The sequence below is a fragment of the Mesorhizobium humile genome (genome assembly GCF_033977215.1).
GTDB lineage: Bacteria > Pseudomonadota > Alphaproteobacteria > Rhizobiales > Rhizobiaceae > Mesorhizobium > Mesorhizobium humile.
Genome location: NZ_JAVIIV010000002.1, coordinates 181,263 through 195,320 on the forward strand (window position 1 = coordinate 181,263; position 14,058 = coordinate 195,320).

The 14,058-nt window shown below is 63.8% G+C and carries 15 protein-coding genes and 1 pseudogene; 11 read left to right on the forward strand and 5 right to left on the reverse strand.

Annotation, left to right across the window (positions count from 1 at the left end; all coding sequences use genetic code 11):
- The first annotated feature begins 59 nt into the window (after positions 1 to 59).
- From RFM52_RS03770 to RFM52_RS03785, 4 genes and pseudogenes are all read left to right on the forward strand, one after another.
- The gene (locus RFM52_RS03770; RefSeq protein ID WP_320295202.1) at positions 60 to 800 is read left to right on the forward strand and encodes a pyridoxine 5'-phosphate synthase; all 741 of its coding nucleotides are present in this window, start codon (positions 60 to 62) and stop codon (positions 798 to 800) included.
- A 120-nt stretch (positions 801 to 920) separates the two neighbouring features.
- A pseudogene (locus tag RFM52_RS03775) lies at positions 921 to 1,166 on the forward strand (KUP/HAK/KT family potassium transporter); the annotation flags it as partial.
- A gap of 145 nt (positions 1,167 to 1,311) precedes the next feature.
- Positions 1,312 to 3,231: a potassium transporter Kup gene (locus tag RFM52_RS03780; RefSeq protein ID WP_320295203.1), complete on the forward strand. Its 1,920-nt coding sequence runs from the start codon at positions 1,312 to 1,314 to the stop codon at positions 3,229 to 3,231.
- Between the two features lie 77 nt (positions 3,232 to 3,308).
- On the forward strand, positions 3,309 to 4,349 hold the full coding sequence (locus RFM52_RS03785) for an SDR family oxidoreductase (protein WP_320295204.1): 1,041 nt from the start codon (positions 3,309 to 3,311) through the stop codon (positions 4,347 to 4,349).
- A gap of 32 nt (positions 4,350 to 4,381) precedes the next feature.
- Here RFM52_RS03785 and RFM52_RS03790 read toward each other — a convergent pair whose 3' ends face one another.
- The gene (locus tag RFM52_RS03790; protein WP_320295205.1) at positions 4,382 to 5,275 is read right to left on the reverse strand and encodes an SDR family oxidoreductase; all 894 of its coding nucleotides are present in this window, start codon (positions 5,273 to 5,275) and stop codon (positions 4,382 to 4,384) included.
- 167 nt (positions 5,276 to 5,442) lie between these two features.
- Here RFM52_RS03790 and RFM52_RS03795 point away from each other — a divergent pair, with 167 nt between their 5' ends.
- Positions 5,443 to 5,850, forward strand: a complete 408-nt coding sequence (locus tag RFM52_RS03795) for a winged helix-turn-helix transcriptional regulator (RefSeq protein ID WP_320295206.1) — start codon at positions 5,443 to 5,445, stop codon at positions 5,848 to 5,850.
- Between the two features lie 150 nt (positions 5,851 to 6,000).
- Positions 6,001 to 7,230 carry an FAD-dependent oxidoreductase gene (locus RFM52_RS03800; protein ID WP_320295207.1) on the forward strand — a complete coding sequence of 410 codons (1,230 nt, stop codon included), beginning with the start codon at positions 6,001 to 6,003 and terminating at the stop codon, positions 7,228 to 7,230.
- On the opposite strand, the gene RFM52_RS03805 is transcribed toward RFM52_RS03800, so the two are convergent.
- Together RFM52_RS03805 and RFM52_RS03810 are read right to left on the reverse strand one after the other, a co-directional pair.
- Complete coding sequence (locus RFM52_RS03805) at positions 7,184 to 7,903, reverse strand: glutathione S-transferase family protein (RefSeq protein WP_320295208.1); 720 nt, start codon at positions 7,901 to 7,903, stop codon at positions 7,184 to 7,186. The genes RFM52_RS03800 and RFM52_RS03805 overlap by 47 nt on opposite strands.
- Position 7,904: 1 nt before the next feature.
- Positions 7,905 to 8,210 carry a Rieske (2Fe-2S) protein gene (locus RFM52_RS03810; RefSeq protein WP_320295209.1) on the reverse strand — a complete coding sequence of 102 codons (306 nt, stop codon included), beginning with the start codon at positions 8,208 to 8,210 and terminating at the stop codon, positions 7,905 to 7,907.
- A gap of 96 nt (positions 8,211 to 8,306) precedes the next feature.
- On the opposite strand from RFM52_RS03810, the gene RFM52_RS03815 reads away from it, so the two are divergent.
- The 3 genes from RFM52_RS03815 to ilvC all read left to right on the forward strand — a co-directional run bounded on the left by RFM52_RS03815 (position 8,307) and on the right by ilvC (position 10,588).
- Positions 8,307 to 8,765: a MarR family winged helix-turn-helix transcriptional regulator gene (locus RFM52_RS03815; RefSeq protein ID WP_320295210.1), complete on the forward strand. Its 459-nt coding sequence runs from the start codon at positions 8,307 to 8,309 to the stop codon at positions 8,763 to 8,765.
- A gap of 129 nt (positions 8,766 to 8,894) precedes the next feature.
- Positions 8,895 to 9,536: a TetR/AcrR family transcriptional regulator gene (locus RFM52_RS03820; protein ID WP_320295211.1), complete on the forward strand. Its 642-nt coding sequence runs from the start codon at positions 8,895 to 8,897 to the stop codon at positions 9,534 to 9,536.
- Positions 9,537 to 9,568: 32 nt separating this feature from the next.
- Positions 9,569 to 10,588, forward strand: a complete 1,020-nt coding sequence (ilvC, locus tag RFM52_RS03825; RefSeq protein WP_320295212.1) for a ketol-acid reductoisomerase — start codon at positions 9,569 to 9,571, stop codon at positions 10,586 to 10,588.
- Positions 10,589 to 10,990: 402 nt separating this feature from the next.
- Here ilvC and RFM52_RS03830 read toward each other — a convergent pair whose 3' ends face one another.
- Both RFM52_RS03830 and RFM52_RS03835 read right to left on the reverse strand, forming a co-directional pair.
- A complete protein-coding gene (locus RFM52_RS03830; RefSeq protein WP_041008222.1) occupies positions 10,991 to 11,275 on the reverse strand; it encodes a PilZ domain-containing protein in 285 nt (94 codons plus the stop codon).
- A 176-nt stretch (positions 11,276 to 11,451) separates the two neighbouring features.
- Positions 11,452 to 12,033 (reverse strand): BA14K family protein, encoded by a 582-nt coding sequence (locus RFM52_RS03835; RefSeq protein ID WP_320295213.1) that lies wholly within the window; start codon positions 12,031 to 12,033, stop codon positions 11,452 to 11,454.
- A 166-nt stretch (positions 12,034 to 12,199) separates the two neighbouring features.
- Between RFM52_RS03835 and RFM52_RS03840 the strand changes: the two genes are divergently transcribed.
- Together RFM52_RS03840 and RFM52_RS03845 are read left to right on the forward strand one after the other, a co-directional pair.
- The gene (locus RFM52_RS03840) at positions 12,200 to 13,312 is read left to right on the forward strand and encodes an endonuclease/exonuclease/phosphatase family protein (RefSeq protein WP_320295214.1); all 1,113 of its coding nucleotides are present in this window, start codon (positions 12,200 to 12,202) and stop codon (positions 13,310 to 13,312) included.
- Between the two features lie 5 nt (positions 13,313 to 13,317).
- On the forward strand, positions 13,318 to 14,034 hold the full coding sequence (locus tag RFM52_RS03845; RefSeq protein ID WP_320295554.1) for a hypothetical protein: 717 nt from the start codon (positions 13,318 to 13,320) through the stop codon (positions 14,032 to 14,034).
- The last annotated feature ends 24 nt before the right edge of the window (positions 14,035 to 14,058 follow it).

Below are 14,058 nucleotides of genomic sequence, written 5' to 3' on the forward strand. Positions count from 1 at the left end.
CCTCTATCTGTTCCCGTCAAAGGCGGTATAGATGCCCGCCGATCCACTGGACCCAGCTCATGCCCGCCAAGCTTTCGGTCAATCTCAACGCTGTCGCCATGCTACGCAACCGCCGCGACCTGCCATGGCCGAGCGTCACCGGGCTTGGCCGCATCGCCCTTGCCGCCGGCGCGCACGGGCTGACGGTGCATCCGAGGCCCGACGAGCGGCACACCAGGCATTCCGACCTGCCTGAGATCAGGGCGCTGATCGACGACGAATTTCCCAAGGCTGAATTCAACATCGAGGGCTATCCGACCGAGGATTTCCTGGCGCTTGTCGAGAAAAGCCAGCCCGAGCAGGTGACGCTGGTGCCGGACGATCCGGCGCAGGCGACTTCGGACCATGGCTGGAACTTCGTCGCCCAGGCGGCGTTCCTCACTCCGGTCGTCAAGCGGCTGAAGAAAAGTGGGTTTCGCGTGTCGCTGTTTTCCGACGCCGATCCTGACGGGGTGAACGCGGCTCGCGATACCGGCGCCGACCGGATCGAGCTCTATACCGGCCCCTATGGCGGCTTCCATTCCGATTCCGCAAAGGCGGCGAAGGAACTGGAAAGACTGGGAAAAACCGCTGACGCGGCATTCAAGGCAGGGCTTGGCGTCAATGCCGGCCACGACCTGACCGTGCAGAACCTGCCGGCGCTGGCAAAACGTATTCCGGCATTGGCCGAAGTATCGATCGGACATGGGTTGACAGCCGATGCGCTGGAGTATGGCATGGCCGGCACGGTCGGGCGGTTCTTGAAGGCCTGCGGATGGTAGGGCGCCTTGCGTAGTTTCGGCGGTTTTGGAGCGTCCCGCGCGTTGCGGCGACCTCGGGGCGTGACGAATCCGGTGAAATGGGGTTCATGGTGCTAGCCAACGCCAGCGAGACGGACCCCCTATGTGGAACAGCCCAACATTCCGCGCGCCTTGGCCATCTGCTGCAAGCAGGGCTGGAAGTTCGACATCATGACGACGTCGTTCTTCCTGTCGCGGCGCTCGCTGAAGGCGTCGCCCAATTCCGGCGTGCCGGTCTGGCAGGACCGGATGTTCATCAGCCTGGCGCGAACGGCGGCGGACGCGACGGAGTATTCCCAGATTCCGACCGGGCGCGTGGTCGAGATCGGCACGCAGGTCGCCATTTGACGAGATCGATTTCTACCGGATGCATAAGCCTGCGCATTGCGTATATGAAAGCCCTGCGTTGGCAGCATGAGAGCCCTCACGCTGGGGCACTTGATATTGCACCGCAGCAAGCGTAGAGCACCGCGCATTTTATCGGAGTGTCGTCATGGCCCTTGCCAATGGTGGTGTAGACGCAGAACCCGCCGACCAATCGGGCCACACTGAAATGCAGCAGCACAGCACCAGGGTGCTGATGCTGGGTGCGCTCGGGGTCGTCTATGGCGATATCGGCACAAGCCCGATCTATGCGCTTCGCGAGGCGTTGCATGCCTCGTCGGGCGGCGACGTCGCCACCCGCGCCGACATTCTCGGTGTGCTGTCGCTGATCATCTGGTCGCTCACCATCACGGTCACCGTCAAATACATCATGTTCGTGCTGCGCGCCGACAACCGCGGCGAAGGCGGCGTGCTGTCTTTGATGGCGCTGGTACGCGGCAGTTTCGCCACGCGCTCGGCGATCATCCTCGGCATCGGCATCGTCGGAGCGTCACTGTTCTTCGGCGACGCGGTGATCACACCAGCCATCTCAGTGCTTTCGGCGGTCGAAGGCATGAATGTCGTCACGCCCGCCTTCCAGCCTTATGTCGTGCCGCTGACCCTGATCATCCTGGCGATATTGTTCGCCGTGCAGCGTTTTGGCACGGGGGGCGTCGGCCTCGTGTTCGGGCCGATCACCGCCCTATGGTTCCTCGCCATCGGCCTTTCCGGTCTCAATCATATCGTCAGCGACCCGGAAATCCTGTGGGCAATCAGCCCGCATTATATCGTCGCGTTCCTGATCAATTCGCCTGACGTGGCCTTCGTGACCATCGGTGCCGTTTTTCTCGCCGTCACCGGGGCGGAAGCGCTCTATGCCGATCTCGGCCATTTCGGCCGCAAGCCCATCGTGCTTGCCTGGCTGGCAATCGTGTTCCCGTGCCTTCTGCTGAACTACGCGGGGCAGGGTGCCTTCATCCTCGCGAACAAAGGCGTGGTCGGCCATCCCTTCTTCGAGATGAACGAGGGCTGGACGCTGATCCCGATGGTGGTGCTGGCGACCGCGGCGACCGTCATCGCGAGCCAGGCAGTGATCTCCGGCGCCTTCTCGCTGACCAGGCAGGCCGTGCAGCTCAACATGCTGCCGCGGCTCGAAATCCTGCATACGTCGGAGAAGCAATCCGGCCAGATCTTCATGCCTCGCGTCAATCTGCTGCTCGCCCTGGTGGTGATGCTGCTGGTGGTCGGTTTCGGCGAATCCAGCCGGCTGGCCTCGGCTTATGGCATCTCGGTCACCGGCAACATGCTGGTGACGACGACGCTGCTGTTTGTCGTCATGACACGCATCTGGAAATGGAACATCTGGCTGGCGGTCGGCCTGACGGCGATGTTCGCGCTGATCGACATCGGCTTCTTTGCCGCCAACATCGTCAAGGTTTTCGAGGGCGGTTGGTCTTCCCTGGCCGTGGCCTTCGCAATTATCATGGCCATGTGGACCTGGGTGCGTGGCAGCCGCTATCTGTTCGACAAGACGCGCCGCAACGAGATCCCGCTCGATTTCCTGGCGGCCAATCTCCTGAAGAAAAGACCGCAGCTTGTCTCGGGCACCGCCGTGTTCCTGACCAGCGATCCGCTGAGCGCGCCGACGGCGCTGATGCACAGCCTGAAGCACTACAAGGTGCTGCATGAAAAGAACGTCATCCTGTCGGTGGTCACGGCGCCGCAGCCAGTCGTGCCCGACAGCGAGCGCGTGAAGCTGGAGACGGTCAACGAGCTTTTCATGCGCGTGACGCTGACTTTCGGCTATATGGAGCAGCCGAACATTCCGCGCGCCTTGGCCATCTGCCGCAAGCAGGGCTGGAAGTTCGACATCATGACGACGTCCTTCTTCCTGTCGCGCCGGTCGCTTAAGGCTTCGCCCAATTCCGGCATGCCGATCTGGCAGGACCGGCTGTTCATCGGCCTGGCGAAAACGGCGGCGGACGCGACGGAGTATTTCCAGATCCCCACCGGGCGCGTGGTGGAGATTGGCACGCAGGTCGCCATCTGACAGACTGCGCCGTATAGGCTGACGTCACGCAATTCCGGACGGAAGTTTCCGGGAATTGCTTTCGAAAGGGGCGGGGCATGAGCGGCGAGTTGGTGCTTGTGACCGGCGGGTCCGGCTTCCTTGGCGCGCATTGCATCCTGTCGCTTTTGAACGCGGGCTACCGCGTGCGCACGACGGTGCGCTCCGCCAAGCGCGAAGCGGATGCTCTTGCCATGCTGAAGGTCGGCGGCGTCGAGCCCGGCGATGCGCTTTCCTTTGCCCATGCCGATCTCACGAGCGACAAAGGCTGGCCCGAAGCGGTCGCCGGGTGCCGATACGTCCTGCACGTCGCTTCGCCCTTTCCGCCCGGCGTGCCGAAACATGAGGACGAGCTGATCGTCCCGGCCAGGGAAGGGGCGTTGCGCGTGCTGCGCGCGGCGCGCGATGCCGGCGTCGAACGGGTCGTGCTCACCTCGTCCTTTGCCGCCGTCGGCTATGGCCAGGTACCGGTTGCCGGCCGTCCGTTCACGGAAGAGGACTGGACCGATCTGTCGCAGAAGGTGAGCGCCTATGTGAAGTCGAAGACGCTGGCCGAGCGGGCGGCTTGGGATTTCATCGATCGCGAAGGCGGGCCACTGGAGTTGGCGGTCGTCAATCCGGTCGGCATCTTCGGACCGGTCCTTGGGGCGGATCTTTCGACCTCGACGGATTTCATCCGGCGCCTGATGGATGGCGAGATGCCCGGCCTGCCGCGCATGGTGTTCGGCGTGGTCGACGTGCGCGACGTCGCGGACCTGCATCTGCGCGCCATGACCAGTCCTGCCGCGAAGGGCGAGCGGTTCTTGGCCATCAGCGGCGACTTCATGACGATGCTCGAGATCGCGCGGACGCTGAAGACGCGGCTGGGCAACGCAGGATCGCGCATCACGACCAGGGTGCTGCCGGACTGGCTGGTCCGGATCGTCGGCCTGTTCGACGGGCAAGCGGCCCAGATCATGACGGAGCTGGGCAAGGCCAGGAACGCCACGAGCGCCAAGGCCGTGCGCCTGCTCGGCTGGACGCCGCGATCGCGCGAAGACGCGCTTGTGGCGACCGGCGAGAGCCTGATCCGGCTCGGACTGCTCAAGAAGGCGAAGTAGCGCGCCTGAGAGGCTCTCAGGCGCGCCAGTTTTCAGCCGAGCAAGGCGGCCTTGTTCGCTTCGAGGAACTGCTTCAGCGTCCGCGGCTTGCGGCCCGACAGCGCCTCGACCGTATCGGTCACCAAGGCTATGCGGCCAGCGCGCGTGTTGGCGTCGAAGGAGACGATGATGCGGGCGAAATCTTCGGGAACGCCAGCCGCTTTCACCCCTTCGGTCAGTGCTTCGTCAGGCAGTTGGACGACTTCCAGCGGCTTGCCGGTGACTTCGCTCACCAGAGCGGCGATCTCGCCGACGGTATAGGCGTGCGGGCCGGTCAGCGTGTAGATATGGCTTTCGCTGGAGCCGGACGCGAGGCCGGCGGCAATGGCGGCTGCCATATCGTCGCGCGCGCCGTGCGCGATGCGCCCGTCGGCGGCCGAGGTGTACCACTTGCCCGCCGAAATGGCGTGCGGCAGCGCCATGAACAGGTTCTCCTGGTACCAGCCGTTGCGGAAGATGGTGTAGGGGATGCCGCTCGCCTTGATAGCCTGCTCGGTGCCGTAGTGGTCGCCGGCAAACAGCACGGGCGAGCCCGGTTCCGGATTGGGCATCGAGGTGTAGAGCAGATGCGAAACGCCCGCCGCCTTGGCCGCCGCCACCGCGGTCTCATGCTGCTTGAGGCGCTGGCCAGTCTTCAGATCGAGGTCGCCGGTCGAGATGATCAGCACCCGGTCGGCGCCTGCGAATGCCTTCTCCAGTGAGGCCTTGTCGTTGAAATCGGCGGCCCTGACGACGACGCCGCGTGCCGCGAGATCGGCGAGATTTTCGGGACTGCGCGTGGTGGCGATAATGCTTGCCGGCGCTATCTTTTGCGCTTCCAGCAAGTGATTGATGACGGCGCGGCCAAGCTGGCCGGAGGCACCGGTGACGAGGAGTGTTTCGGTCATGGCAGGTTCCTGAATTGCGCCGATCGGCGGCAGCTGTTGGCGGTCTCAAAAAGAGACCAGCACTAAAATAGGAATTGACCTCAAGCCGTAAAGAAGGCAGTTTTTCGGGAGGTAGGCACAGCTAGGGAACCACCTGGACGGCCGAATTTCGATCAGCGGATGCCGCGATGGACAGCAAGATCCTCAATCTGAAAGCCAAGCTCGAGGTCTATAAGGCCATGACCGGCGGCGGCAATTTCGCCGACTGCCCGGTCCGCGACGTCATCCAGGGCATCAGCGGCAAATGGAGCTCGCTGCTGGTCATGGCGCTGGCCGAAAAACCCTATCGGTTCGGCGAATTGCGACGGCTGGTTCCCGATATTTCGCAGCGCATGCTGACGCAGACGCTCTACGACCTGCAGCGCGATGGCTATGTGCATCGCGAAGTGTTTCCGACCAAGCCGCCAAGCGTCGAATACAGCCTCACCGATCTTGGCCGCTCGATGTCCGGCCCCATGCATCAGCTTGTCCAATGGGCCGAGCTCAACCACGACGCAGTGCGCGACGCGCGGGCCGCCTTCGACGCCCGGACCTGAGCCTGGTTTCTTGCCGCAGCTAATGCATGTCGCCCAGAAGTGTGCAACGGTTCTGGGACAACGACATGCATCAAGATAAAGACTTAAAGCGCCTGGTTGATTTGGCGGGATCGATCGGGGATTGTGCCCGCCGGTCGGTCTGGGCGGGCAATGGGCAAGAATCTCGACATCGCGATTGCCGGCGCCGGTCCGGCCGGGCTGGCGGCAGCGCTTTATCTCAAGCGGGCCGGGCACAAGGTCACCATTTTCGAGCGCTTCGATGAGCCGAAGCCTGTCGGTTCCGGCCTCATCCTGCAGCCGACCGGGCTGACCGTGCTCGCCGATCTCGGCTTGCTCAATGAGATTCTCTCGCTTGGCAGCCGCATCGAACGGCTGCACGGCACCGACGCCGGCAGCGGACGCACAGTGCTCGAAGTCCGCTACGACGCGCGGCGCGGCCGCCGCTTCGGCCTCGCCGTGCATCGTGCGGCGCTGTTCGGGGTGCTCTATCGCTCCGCCTTGCGCGAAGCGATCGCCATCGAAACCAATGTCGAGGTCGAGACGCTGGAGACGGCCGAGCGCGCGACGCTCGTCTGCGGCAATGGCAGGCGGCTCGGCCCATTCGACCTCATCGTCGATGCCAGCGGCGCTCGCTCGAAGCTGCGGCACTATCTTGGCGATGCCGCCATGCCGCGGCCGCTCACCTATGGCGCATTCTGGGCGTCGCTCGGCTGGCGGGACGGCTTCGACCGGCGGGCGCTGCTGCAGCGCTACGACAAGGCAAGCATCATGGTCGGCGTGCTGCCGATCGGCCGGCCTGAGCCCGGCGCGGAAGACATGGCCGCTTTCTTCTGGAGCCTCAAGCCGGCTGACGCCGAACGGGTAAAGGCCGAGGGGCTCGAAGCATGGAAGGCGAGGGTGGTCTCGGTGTGGCCGGAGTGCGAGGCCTTCACCGGCCAGATCGGCAGTTTCGAGCAGCTCTCGCTCGCCCGCTACGGCCACCACACGATGACGCTGCCGGCCGGCCGGCGGCTGGCCGTCATCGGCGACGCCGCGCACTCGACCAGTCCGCAACTCGGGCAAGGCGCAAACATGGCGCTGCTCGACGCGGCGGCGCTCAGCCATGCGCTGGCGCAGGCGAAGGGTGTCGACGACGCGCTCGATACCTACGCGAAGGCGAGGCGCTGGCATGTGCGCGTGTTCCAGGCGCTGTCGCTGTCGCTGACGCCGTTCTACCAATCGGATTCCGCAGCCTTGCCCTTTGTCCGCGACCGCATGGTGGCGGCGCTGGCGAGGGTTCCGCCAGGACCGCAATTCCTTGCCGCCATGGTGGCCGGAACGGTGATCGACCCGTTCAGGCGGATCGGGCTTGCGGAGTTGCAATGGCCTGCCGCCGGATGATCCCGGACAGGTAAGATTTCCTTGCTTGAAGGAAGGCGAGCAGCCGCTGCGGATAATCCGGGCTGACGGCTTCAGTCACCGACCAGCGTTCGCTCAAGGCCTCGCGCCAGGCCCGGACGAGCGGCTTGCCGTCGACAATGCCGAAATCGCCGATGCGGTCGAACGTGTCGAAATAGCGGAAGACCGGCCCGTAGACGGCATCGACCAAAGAGAAGCGCTCGCCGGCGAACCACGGGCCGCTTTGCCTGGCCGCAAGTTCTGCCTCCACGCGTGCGAACATCCCGGACAAGTCTCTGCTTTCATGGCGGAAAGCGGCTTCGTCGGCAGCGGAATAGAAACGGCCTATGGCATTGAGGATGGCCGAGCCGAATTCGATCCAGGCGCGATGCCTGGCCCGCGCCAGCGGATCGGCCGGGTGCAAGGGATTGGCCTCCGTCTCCTCCAGGAATTCGAGGATGACGGCGGATTCGAAAATCACTTCCTCCGCATGGCCATGCCGGACGCGCAGCAGCGGCACCTTGCCGAGCGGCGAGACGGCTTTGAACCAGTCAGGCTTGTTGGAGAGATCGACATCGACCCGCTCGAACGCCACGCCTTTCTCGGCAAGCGCAATCGCGGCGCGCTGGACGTAGGGGCATAAATGATGACTGACGAGGGTGAGCCTGGCGGTCATCTCACTCTCCCCAGACGTAGTTGAGCGCGCCATCCTCGACGCGGGTCGACAGGAACATCAGGCGCGCGCCCTTTGGCGCCGGTCCATCCAAACGCTCGCCGCTTGCCATGTCGAATTTCGCGCCATGCCATTGGCAGACGAAAACGCCGTCCTTGCAGTCGAGCGGTCCACCGAAATGCAGGCAGACATTGGCCGCGGCGCGGATGCGCTCGGCACTGCGCCAGACATGGACCTCGCGGCCGAAGAAAGGCGCGATCAGGCTGCCGATCTGCGGGATATCGGCGATCTTGCAGATTTCATGTTTCATCGGATAACTCCTTGTCGATGCAATTGCATCTATATGGATGCATTTGCATCGATCGTCAAGCTTGATGCAATTGCATCTATCTACTAGATTGTGCCGATGACGAAAAAATCCCCATCACCTGAAGCCGTCACCGCTTGGGCGCGCCTCGTGCGCGTCTCGCGCCAGCTGGTCGAAAGCACGGAGGACGCGCTGAAGGCGCGCGGCCTGCCGCCGCTCGCCTGGTACGACGTGCTGCACGAGCTCGCGGAAGCGGGCGAGGGCGGGTTGCGGCCGTTCGAGCTGATCGATCGCGTGCTGTTGGCGCAGTACGGCGTCTCACGGCTGCTGGCCCGGCTGGAGGCGGACGGCCTGGTCGAGAAGCTGCCCGTCTCCGACGATGGCCGCGGGCAGACCGTCCGCATCACGGCAAGCGGCCGGGAGATGCGCCGCCGCATCTGGGCGGTCTACGGCGCTTCGATCGCCGAGCTGATGGGCGACAGGCTCTCGGCCGAAGAGCTCAAGGCACTGGCGACTCTGCTCGGGCGGCTGCGGCATCCGCCGATAGAAAACCACTGAGAGAGCTCGGCCACCCGCCTCGTCCGAATTTTTCGATTCCGCCCCTTGCGCTGAAAAGGGGAATGAGCCATAAGCCGAACCGTAACGTACGGTACGCATCTGCGGGCGTGTCCGGAATTGGGAACAGTCGTGTTGCAGCCAGCGGAGATCGACACAAGTGAAACGCTGACGGAGCGGCAGCAGGCCGTTCTGGATGCGGCTCTTCGCCTGTTGGTCGAGGAGGGCGACAATCTTACCATGACCGCGGTGGCGCGGCGGGCGAGCTGTTCCAAGGAAACGCTCTACAAATGGTTCGGCGACCGCGACGGACTGCTCAACGCTACGGTGCAATGGCAGGCGTCAAAGGTGCGTGTCGCGTCCGTCGACCGTGAGAGACTGGACATCGGTTCGCTCACGGCGAGCCTGGAGCGTTTCGCTTCAGATTGGCTGAAGGTTATCTCCAGTGACACTTCGATCGCGCTGAACCGTGTGGCAGTCAGCCATGCCGGTTCCGGCAAGGACGATCTCGGCGCGATCGTGCTGCAGAATGGCCGCTTCGCGCTTGCCAAGCGCTTGAAGCCGGTGCTTGAAGCAGGTCGGCAGGCCGGGCTGCTCGATTTCGAGGACGCCGAGACGGCGTTCCGGACCTTTTTCGGCCTGGTCGGCCGCGACGTGCAGATACGTCTGCTGCTCGGCGACCGGGTGGAATTGACTGGGGCGACGATCGGCGGCGATGCCGCGCGCGCGACGCAACATTTTCTCGCTCTCTTCGGAGCAAAAACCGGGTCGTGAGGCCCTGATCTTCAAACGGGAAGGAACACCAAATGCGTGTCTATTACGATCGTGACGCCGATCTCAATCTGATCAAGGGCAAGAAGGTCGCCATTATCGGCTATGGCAGCCAGGGCCGGGCGCATGCGCTCAACCTCAAGGATTCCGGCGTCAAGGAGATCGCCATCGGTCTGAAGGCCGGCTCGGCGACCGCCAAGAAGGTCGAGGCCGACGGCCTCAAGGTCATGAGCGTGGCGGATGCAGCCAAGTGGGCCGACCTGATGATGATGGCGACGCCCGACGAATTGCAGGCCGACATCTACAAATCGGAAATCGCGCCGAACATCCGCGATGGCGCCGCGATCGCCTTCGCGCACGGCCTCAACGTGCATTTCGGCCTGATCGAGCCGAAGTCGACGGTCGACGTCGTCATGATCGCGCCTAAGGGCCCCGGCCACACTGTGCGCGGCGAATACCAGAAGGGCGGCGGCGTGCCGTGCCTTGTCGCCGTCAACCAGGACGCTTCGGGCAACGCGCTCGATCTCGCTCTGTCCTACGCCTGCGGCGTCGGCGGCGGCCGTTCGGGCATCATCGAGACCAATTTCCGCGAGGAATGCGAGACCGACCTGTTCGGCGAGCAGGTGGTGCTGTGCGGCGGCCTGGTCGAGCTGATCCGCGCCGGTTTCGAGACGCTGGTGGAAGCCGGCTACGCGCCGGAAATGGCTTATTTCGAGTGTCTGCACGAAGTGAAGCTGATCGTCGACCTGATCTATGAAGGCGGCATCGCCAACATGAACTACTCGATCTCGAACACCGCCGAATGGGGCGAATATGTTTCGGGCCCGCGCATCATCACCGCCGACACCAAGGCCGAGATGAAGCGCATCCTGAAGGACATCCAGACCGGCAAGTTCACCTCGGAATGGATGCAGGAATATCGCGCCGGCATGTCGCGCTTCAAGGGCATCCGCCGCAACAACGACAGCCACCAGATCGAGGAAGTCGGCGCCAAGCTGCGCGCCATGATGCCGTGGATCGCCAAGAACAAGCTGGTCGACAAGGCGAAGAACTAAGGCGATCCACGTCTTTTGCCTGCGCGTCCTCGGGCTTCGCCCTGCGGTCGCGCGGGTGATCGCCAAGAACAAGCTGGTCGACAAGGCGAAGAACTAAGGCGATCCACGTCTTTTGCCTGCGCGTCCTCGGCTTCGCCCTGCGGTCGCGCGGGTGATCGCCAAGAACAAGCTGGTCGACAAGGCGAAGAACTAAGAAGCTTGCGCCAATTCTACCCTGCCGGCCATCTGCCGCGGGTTTCTGCGCTTCCGGTGCTCACGGACTTAAATGTCCGCTCCGCTCCGGTTCTCGAAACCCGCACCAGCTGACTCGGCAGGGCGAATTGTCATCAAAACCTTCCGGTTGCTGGAGTGCAAGCCAGCGGAGAAATCCGCTGGCTTTTTATTTTGCAAAGTGGACGTTCTTCAGCCGTAGTGCCAGTGCGGCTTGGGCTCGGTGCCGGTGAACTCGACGCCGATGCGGTCCTCGCGGCGCCAACGCACTACCGCCTTGTAGCCGATGCCGTCGACCGGCACATAAAGCAGGAATTCGTCCGGCACGCGCGCATCGATCGGCACTTTCAGCTCGGCGCCGTTCGAGTGCATGTTGCGCACCGTGCATCTCACCTCGGAATTGTTGATGCCGGTCAGGATCGCTGCGCCCTTCAGCACGCGTTGCCTGTGTTGGTTTCTGTGTTCGTTTTCGGCCATGGCGGGTACGTCTCGCACCCCGTTCGCGCGAATCGTCATATTGGAGGACATCGGCATGGATGAATAGAAGCCGCCGATGAATTTAGGGTTATGGGCCGGTAGCGAGCACTGGTTGCGGCAAAAGCAAAACGGCGCCGGGAAGGGCGCCGTCTGCTTGTCTGTGCCGGCGGCGCCGCTCAGCTATAGGGCGACCAGCATTGCTTGCGAGGACCGTAGTTGGGCTGGAAGGTATTGTCCCAGGCGCGATACGACCGGTAGCGGTCGTAGCACCAGCGGACATGCGCGCTGGACAGCCGCTCGGTCCGGTAGATGCGCCTCGGCTGAACGTAGCGCGGGTAGGGATCGTAATAGTAGGGGTCGTAGTAGTTGCCATAGGCCAGGCTGCCCAAGCCCAGGCCGAGGCCCAGCCCAAGGATCGCCGCATCGCTGTCTCGGAAGTGCCGGCGGTGATGCCGCCAGCGCCAGTCGCCGCCGCCATCCCAGTTGCCGCCGTCCCAATGGCGCGAGAATTGACGGTCGCCGCCACGCCACCTGAAGTCGCCGCCACGGTGACGCCAACGCCAGTCCTGGAAGCCGCCGCCATTGTTGTTACCGCCGGCCCAGCTGTCGCGCACCGGAATGATCGTCGGCGCGGCAGTGCTCGTCGCGACGCCGAGATCGGGTTGAAGGATCGGGCCGGCGACCGACTGTGCCGTCACACCCGCAACGAGGCCCAGGGCCAGGAGCCCGGATGTCAGGGAAGAAAAAAGCGGTTTCATTTCACTCTCCAAGGAGCAAAGGCCCCACGCCCAGCACACCCCGGGGAAAGGCCTATTGTTGGAACTTTCCGTCTGAACGGAGGATGAACGGAAAGGTTCCGTCAACCATGGCGAGCATCGGCCTGGCTCTTGTTTTCGCCCTCGCTTGCGGGCAAAGGTCACGGCCATGTCGCTGCGCCTCGCCACCTTCAATGTCGAGAACCTGATGAACAGGTTCGATTTCTCGGGCTACCGCAACCAGCTCAATGAAGACCGCACGCTGGCGCTGTTCGACATCCAGAGCGAGGCCGAATACCGCATCCTCGAGCAGGCCCGCGCGATCGCCCAGTCCGACGACACGCGCCAGTTGACGGCGCTTGCCATCGCGGCCACCCGCGCGGACGTCATCTGCATGCAAGAGGTCGACAATATCGAGGCGCTGAAGGCTTTCGAATATGGCTATCTGTTCAAGATGGTCGGGCGTGGCTACCGGCAGAAATACACCACCGCCGGCAACGATACGCGCGGCATCGATGTCGCCGTGATGATGCGCAACGAGACCACGCAAGGGCAGCCGATCGATTTCGTGCGCATGACCAGCCACGCCTATGTCACCTTCGAGCAGTTCGGGCTGTTCACGCCGGAGCTTGCCACGCTCGGCTATCTCGCGAGCGAGCGTATCTTTCGCCGCGACTGTCTGGAGATCGACCTGAGGATCGGCGGCGCGCCGTTGACGCTCTATCTCGTGCATTTCAAGTCGATGGGGCCGCCGCGCAACGGGTTGGACGGCCGCGAGGCGTCAATGCCGCTGCGCATTGCCGAGGCGCAGGCAGTGCGCCGCATCATCGAGGAGCGTTTCGGCAAGGATCATGCCGCGGACAAGCGCTGGGCGATCTGTGGCGACATGAACGATTACCGGCAGCGCGTGAAGATCGACGGCGACGCCATAGACGGTTACCGTTTCGAGGTTGTCGACGAAGCCCGCTCCTCGATCGACGTGCTGACCGCCGGCGGCTTTTGCGAGAATGTCGTCGAGCGGCGGCCGGAGATGGACCGCTGGAGCTTCTACCACACGCGCGGCCCTGAAGAGCGGCATCTTTGCCAGCTCGACTATATCCTGCTGTCAAAGGCGCTGGCCGCGAAGAACGCCACCGCCGTCCCCGACATCATCCGCAACGGCCAGCCCTGGCGCACCATCTTTCCGCCCGGTCAGGAAGTGGAGCGTTTCCCGCGCGCCGGCTGGGACAGGCCGAAAGCGTCGGACCATTGCCCGGTGACGATCACACTGGACATGGCGTGACGCTCGTGAGTTTCGACTTGCCGCGCAATGTCATCCTACCGGTCGATGCGGTCGACGTCCGCCTCGATCCCGGTCCGCATCCCTTCGCGCTGACCAATGCGGCGGCGATCGCAGACAACTGGCGGCGGGAGACAGCCGCCAATCCGGCGCTGTTCGACGGCACGGTGGTGCTGCTTTCCGAACTTGCTTACCGGGACGGCCGCCTCATCGGCCGCTGCCATGCGGTCAACTATTCGACCTTCATGCTGTGGCGCAAGCGGCGCGAGAATTCCGGCGCCGAGCACGCCTATGCGCATGCCATGCTGGTCGCCGGCGACAATGCGCTGGTGGCGATCCGCATGGGGCCGCATACGGTCAATGCCGGCCGCGTCTATTTCGCCGCCGGGTCCTTCGAGCCGATCGATTTCCGCGACGGGCTGGTCGATGTCGATTTCAACATGATGCGCGAGGTGGGGGAGGAGACCGGGCTTGACTTGTCCAAGGCCGAACGCGGTCGGCACTATCACGCGCTCTCGACAGCGAGCGGCACGGTGATCTTCCGCCGCTACCGGGTCGCCGAGCCCGCCGAAGAGCTGGCGCGGCGCATCAGCGCCTTCGTCGCAACCGAGACGGAGCCGGAGATCGAGGGGCCGGTCATTATCCGCAATGCAGCCGACCTGCCGGACGGGCTGATGGGGCATATGAAGCCGCTGATCGAGTGGCATTTCGCGGGCGCCGACTAACTCCGCCAGGCGTCCGGACGTCAG

Bases quoted from the DNA above. Each gene is read 5' to 3' on its own strand.
- RFM52_RS03795 (WP_320295206.1), top strand. From the start codon at position 5,443: ATGGACAGCAAGATCCTCAATCTGAAAGCCAAGCTCGAGGTCTATAAG.
- ilvC (WP_320295212.1), top strand. From the start codon at position 9,569: ATGCGTGTCTATTACGATCGTGACGCCGATCTCAATCTGATCAAGGGC.
- RFM52_RS03785 (WP_320295204.1), top strand. From the start codon at position 3,309: ATGAGCGGCGAGTTGGTGCTTGTGACCGGCGGGTCCGGCTTCCTTGGC.
- RFM52_RS03815 (WP_320295210.1), top strand. From the start codon at position 8,307: ATGACGAAAAAATCCCCATCACCTGAAGCCGTCACCGCTTGGGCGCGC.
- RFM52_RS03810 (WP_320295209.1), bottom strand. From the start codon at position 8,210: ATGAAACATGAAATCTGCAAGATCGCCGATATCCCGCAGATCGGCAGC.
- RFM52_RS03805 (WP_320295208.1), bottom strand. From the start codon at position 7,903: ATGACCGCCAGGCTCACCCTCGTCAGTCATCATTTATGCCCCTACGTC.
- RFM52_RS03800 (WP_320295207.1), top strand. From the start codon at position 6,001: ATGGGCAAGAATCTCGACATCGCGATTGCCGGCGCCGGTCCGGCCGGG.
- RFM52_RS03840 (WP_320295214.1), top strand. From the start codon at position 12,200: ATGTCGCTGCGCCTCGCCACCTTCAATGTCGAGAACCTGATGAACAGG.
- RFM52_RS03780 (WP_320295203.1), top strand. From the start codon at position 1,312: ATGGCCCTTGCCAATGGTGGTGTAGACGCAGAACCCGCCGACCAATCG.
- RFM52_RS03830 (WP_041008222.1), bottom strand. From the start codon at position 11,275: ATGGCCGAAAACGAACACAGAAACCAACACAGGCAACGCGTGCTGAAG.
- RFM52_RS03835 (WP_320295213.1), bottom strand. From the start codon at position 12,033: ATGAAACCGCTTTTTTCTTCCCTGACATCCGGGCTCCTGGCCCTGGGC.
- RFM52_RS03770 (WP_320295202.1), top strand. From the start codon at position 60: ATGCCCGCCAAGCTTTCGGTCAATCTCAACGCTGTCGCCATGCTACGC.
- RFM52_RS03790 (WP_320295205.1), bottom strand. From the start codon at position 5,275: ATGACCGAAACACTCCTCGTCACCGGTGCCTCCGGCCAGCTTGGCCGC.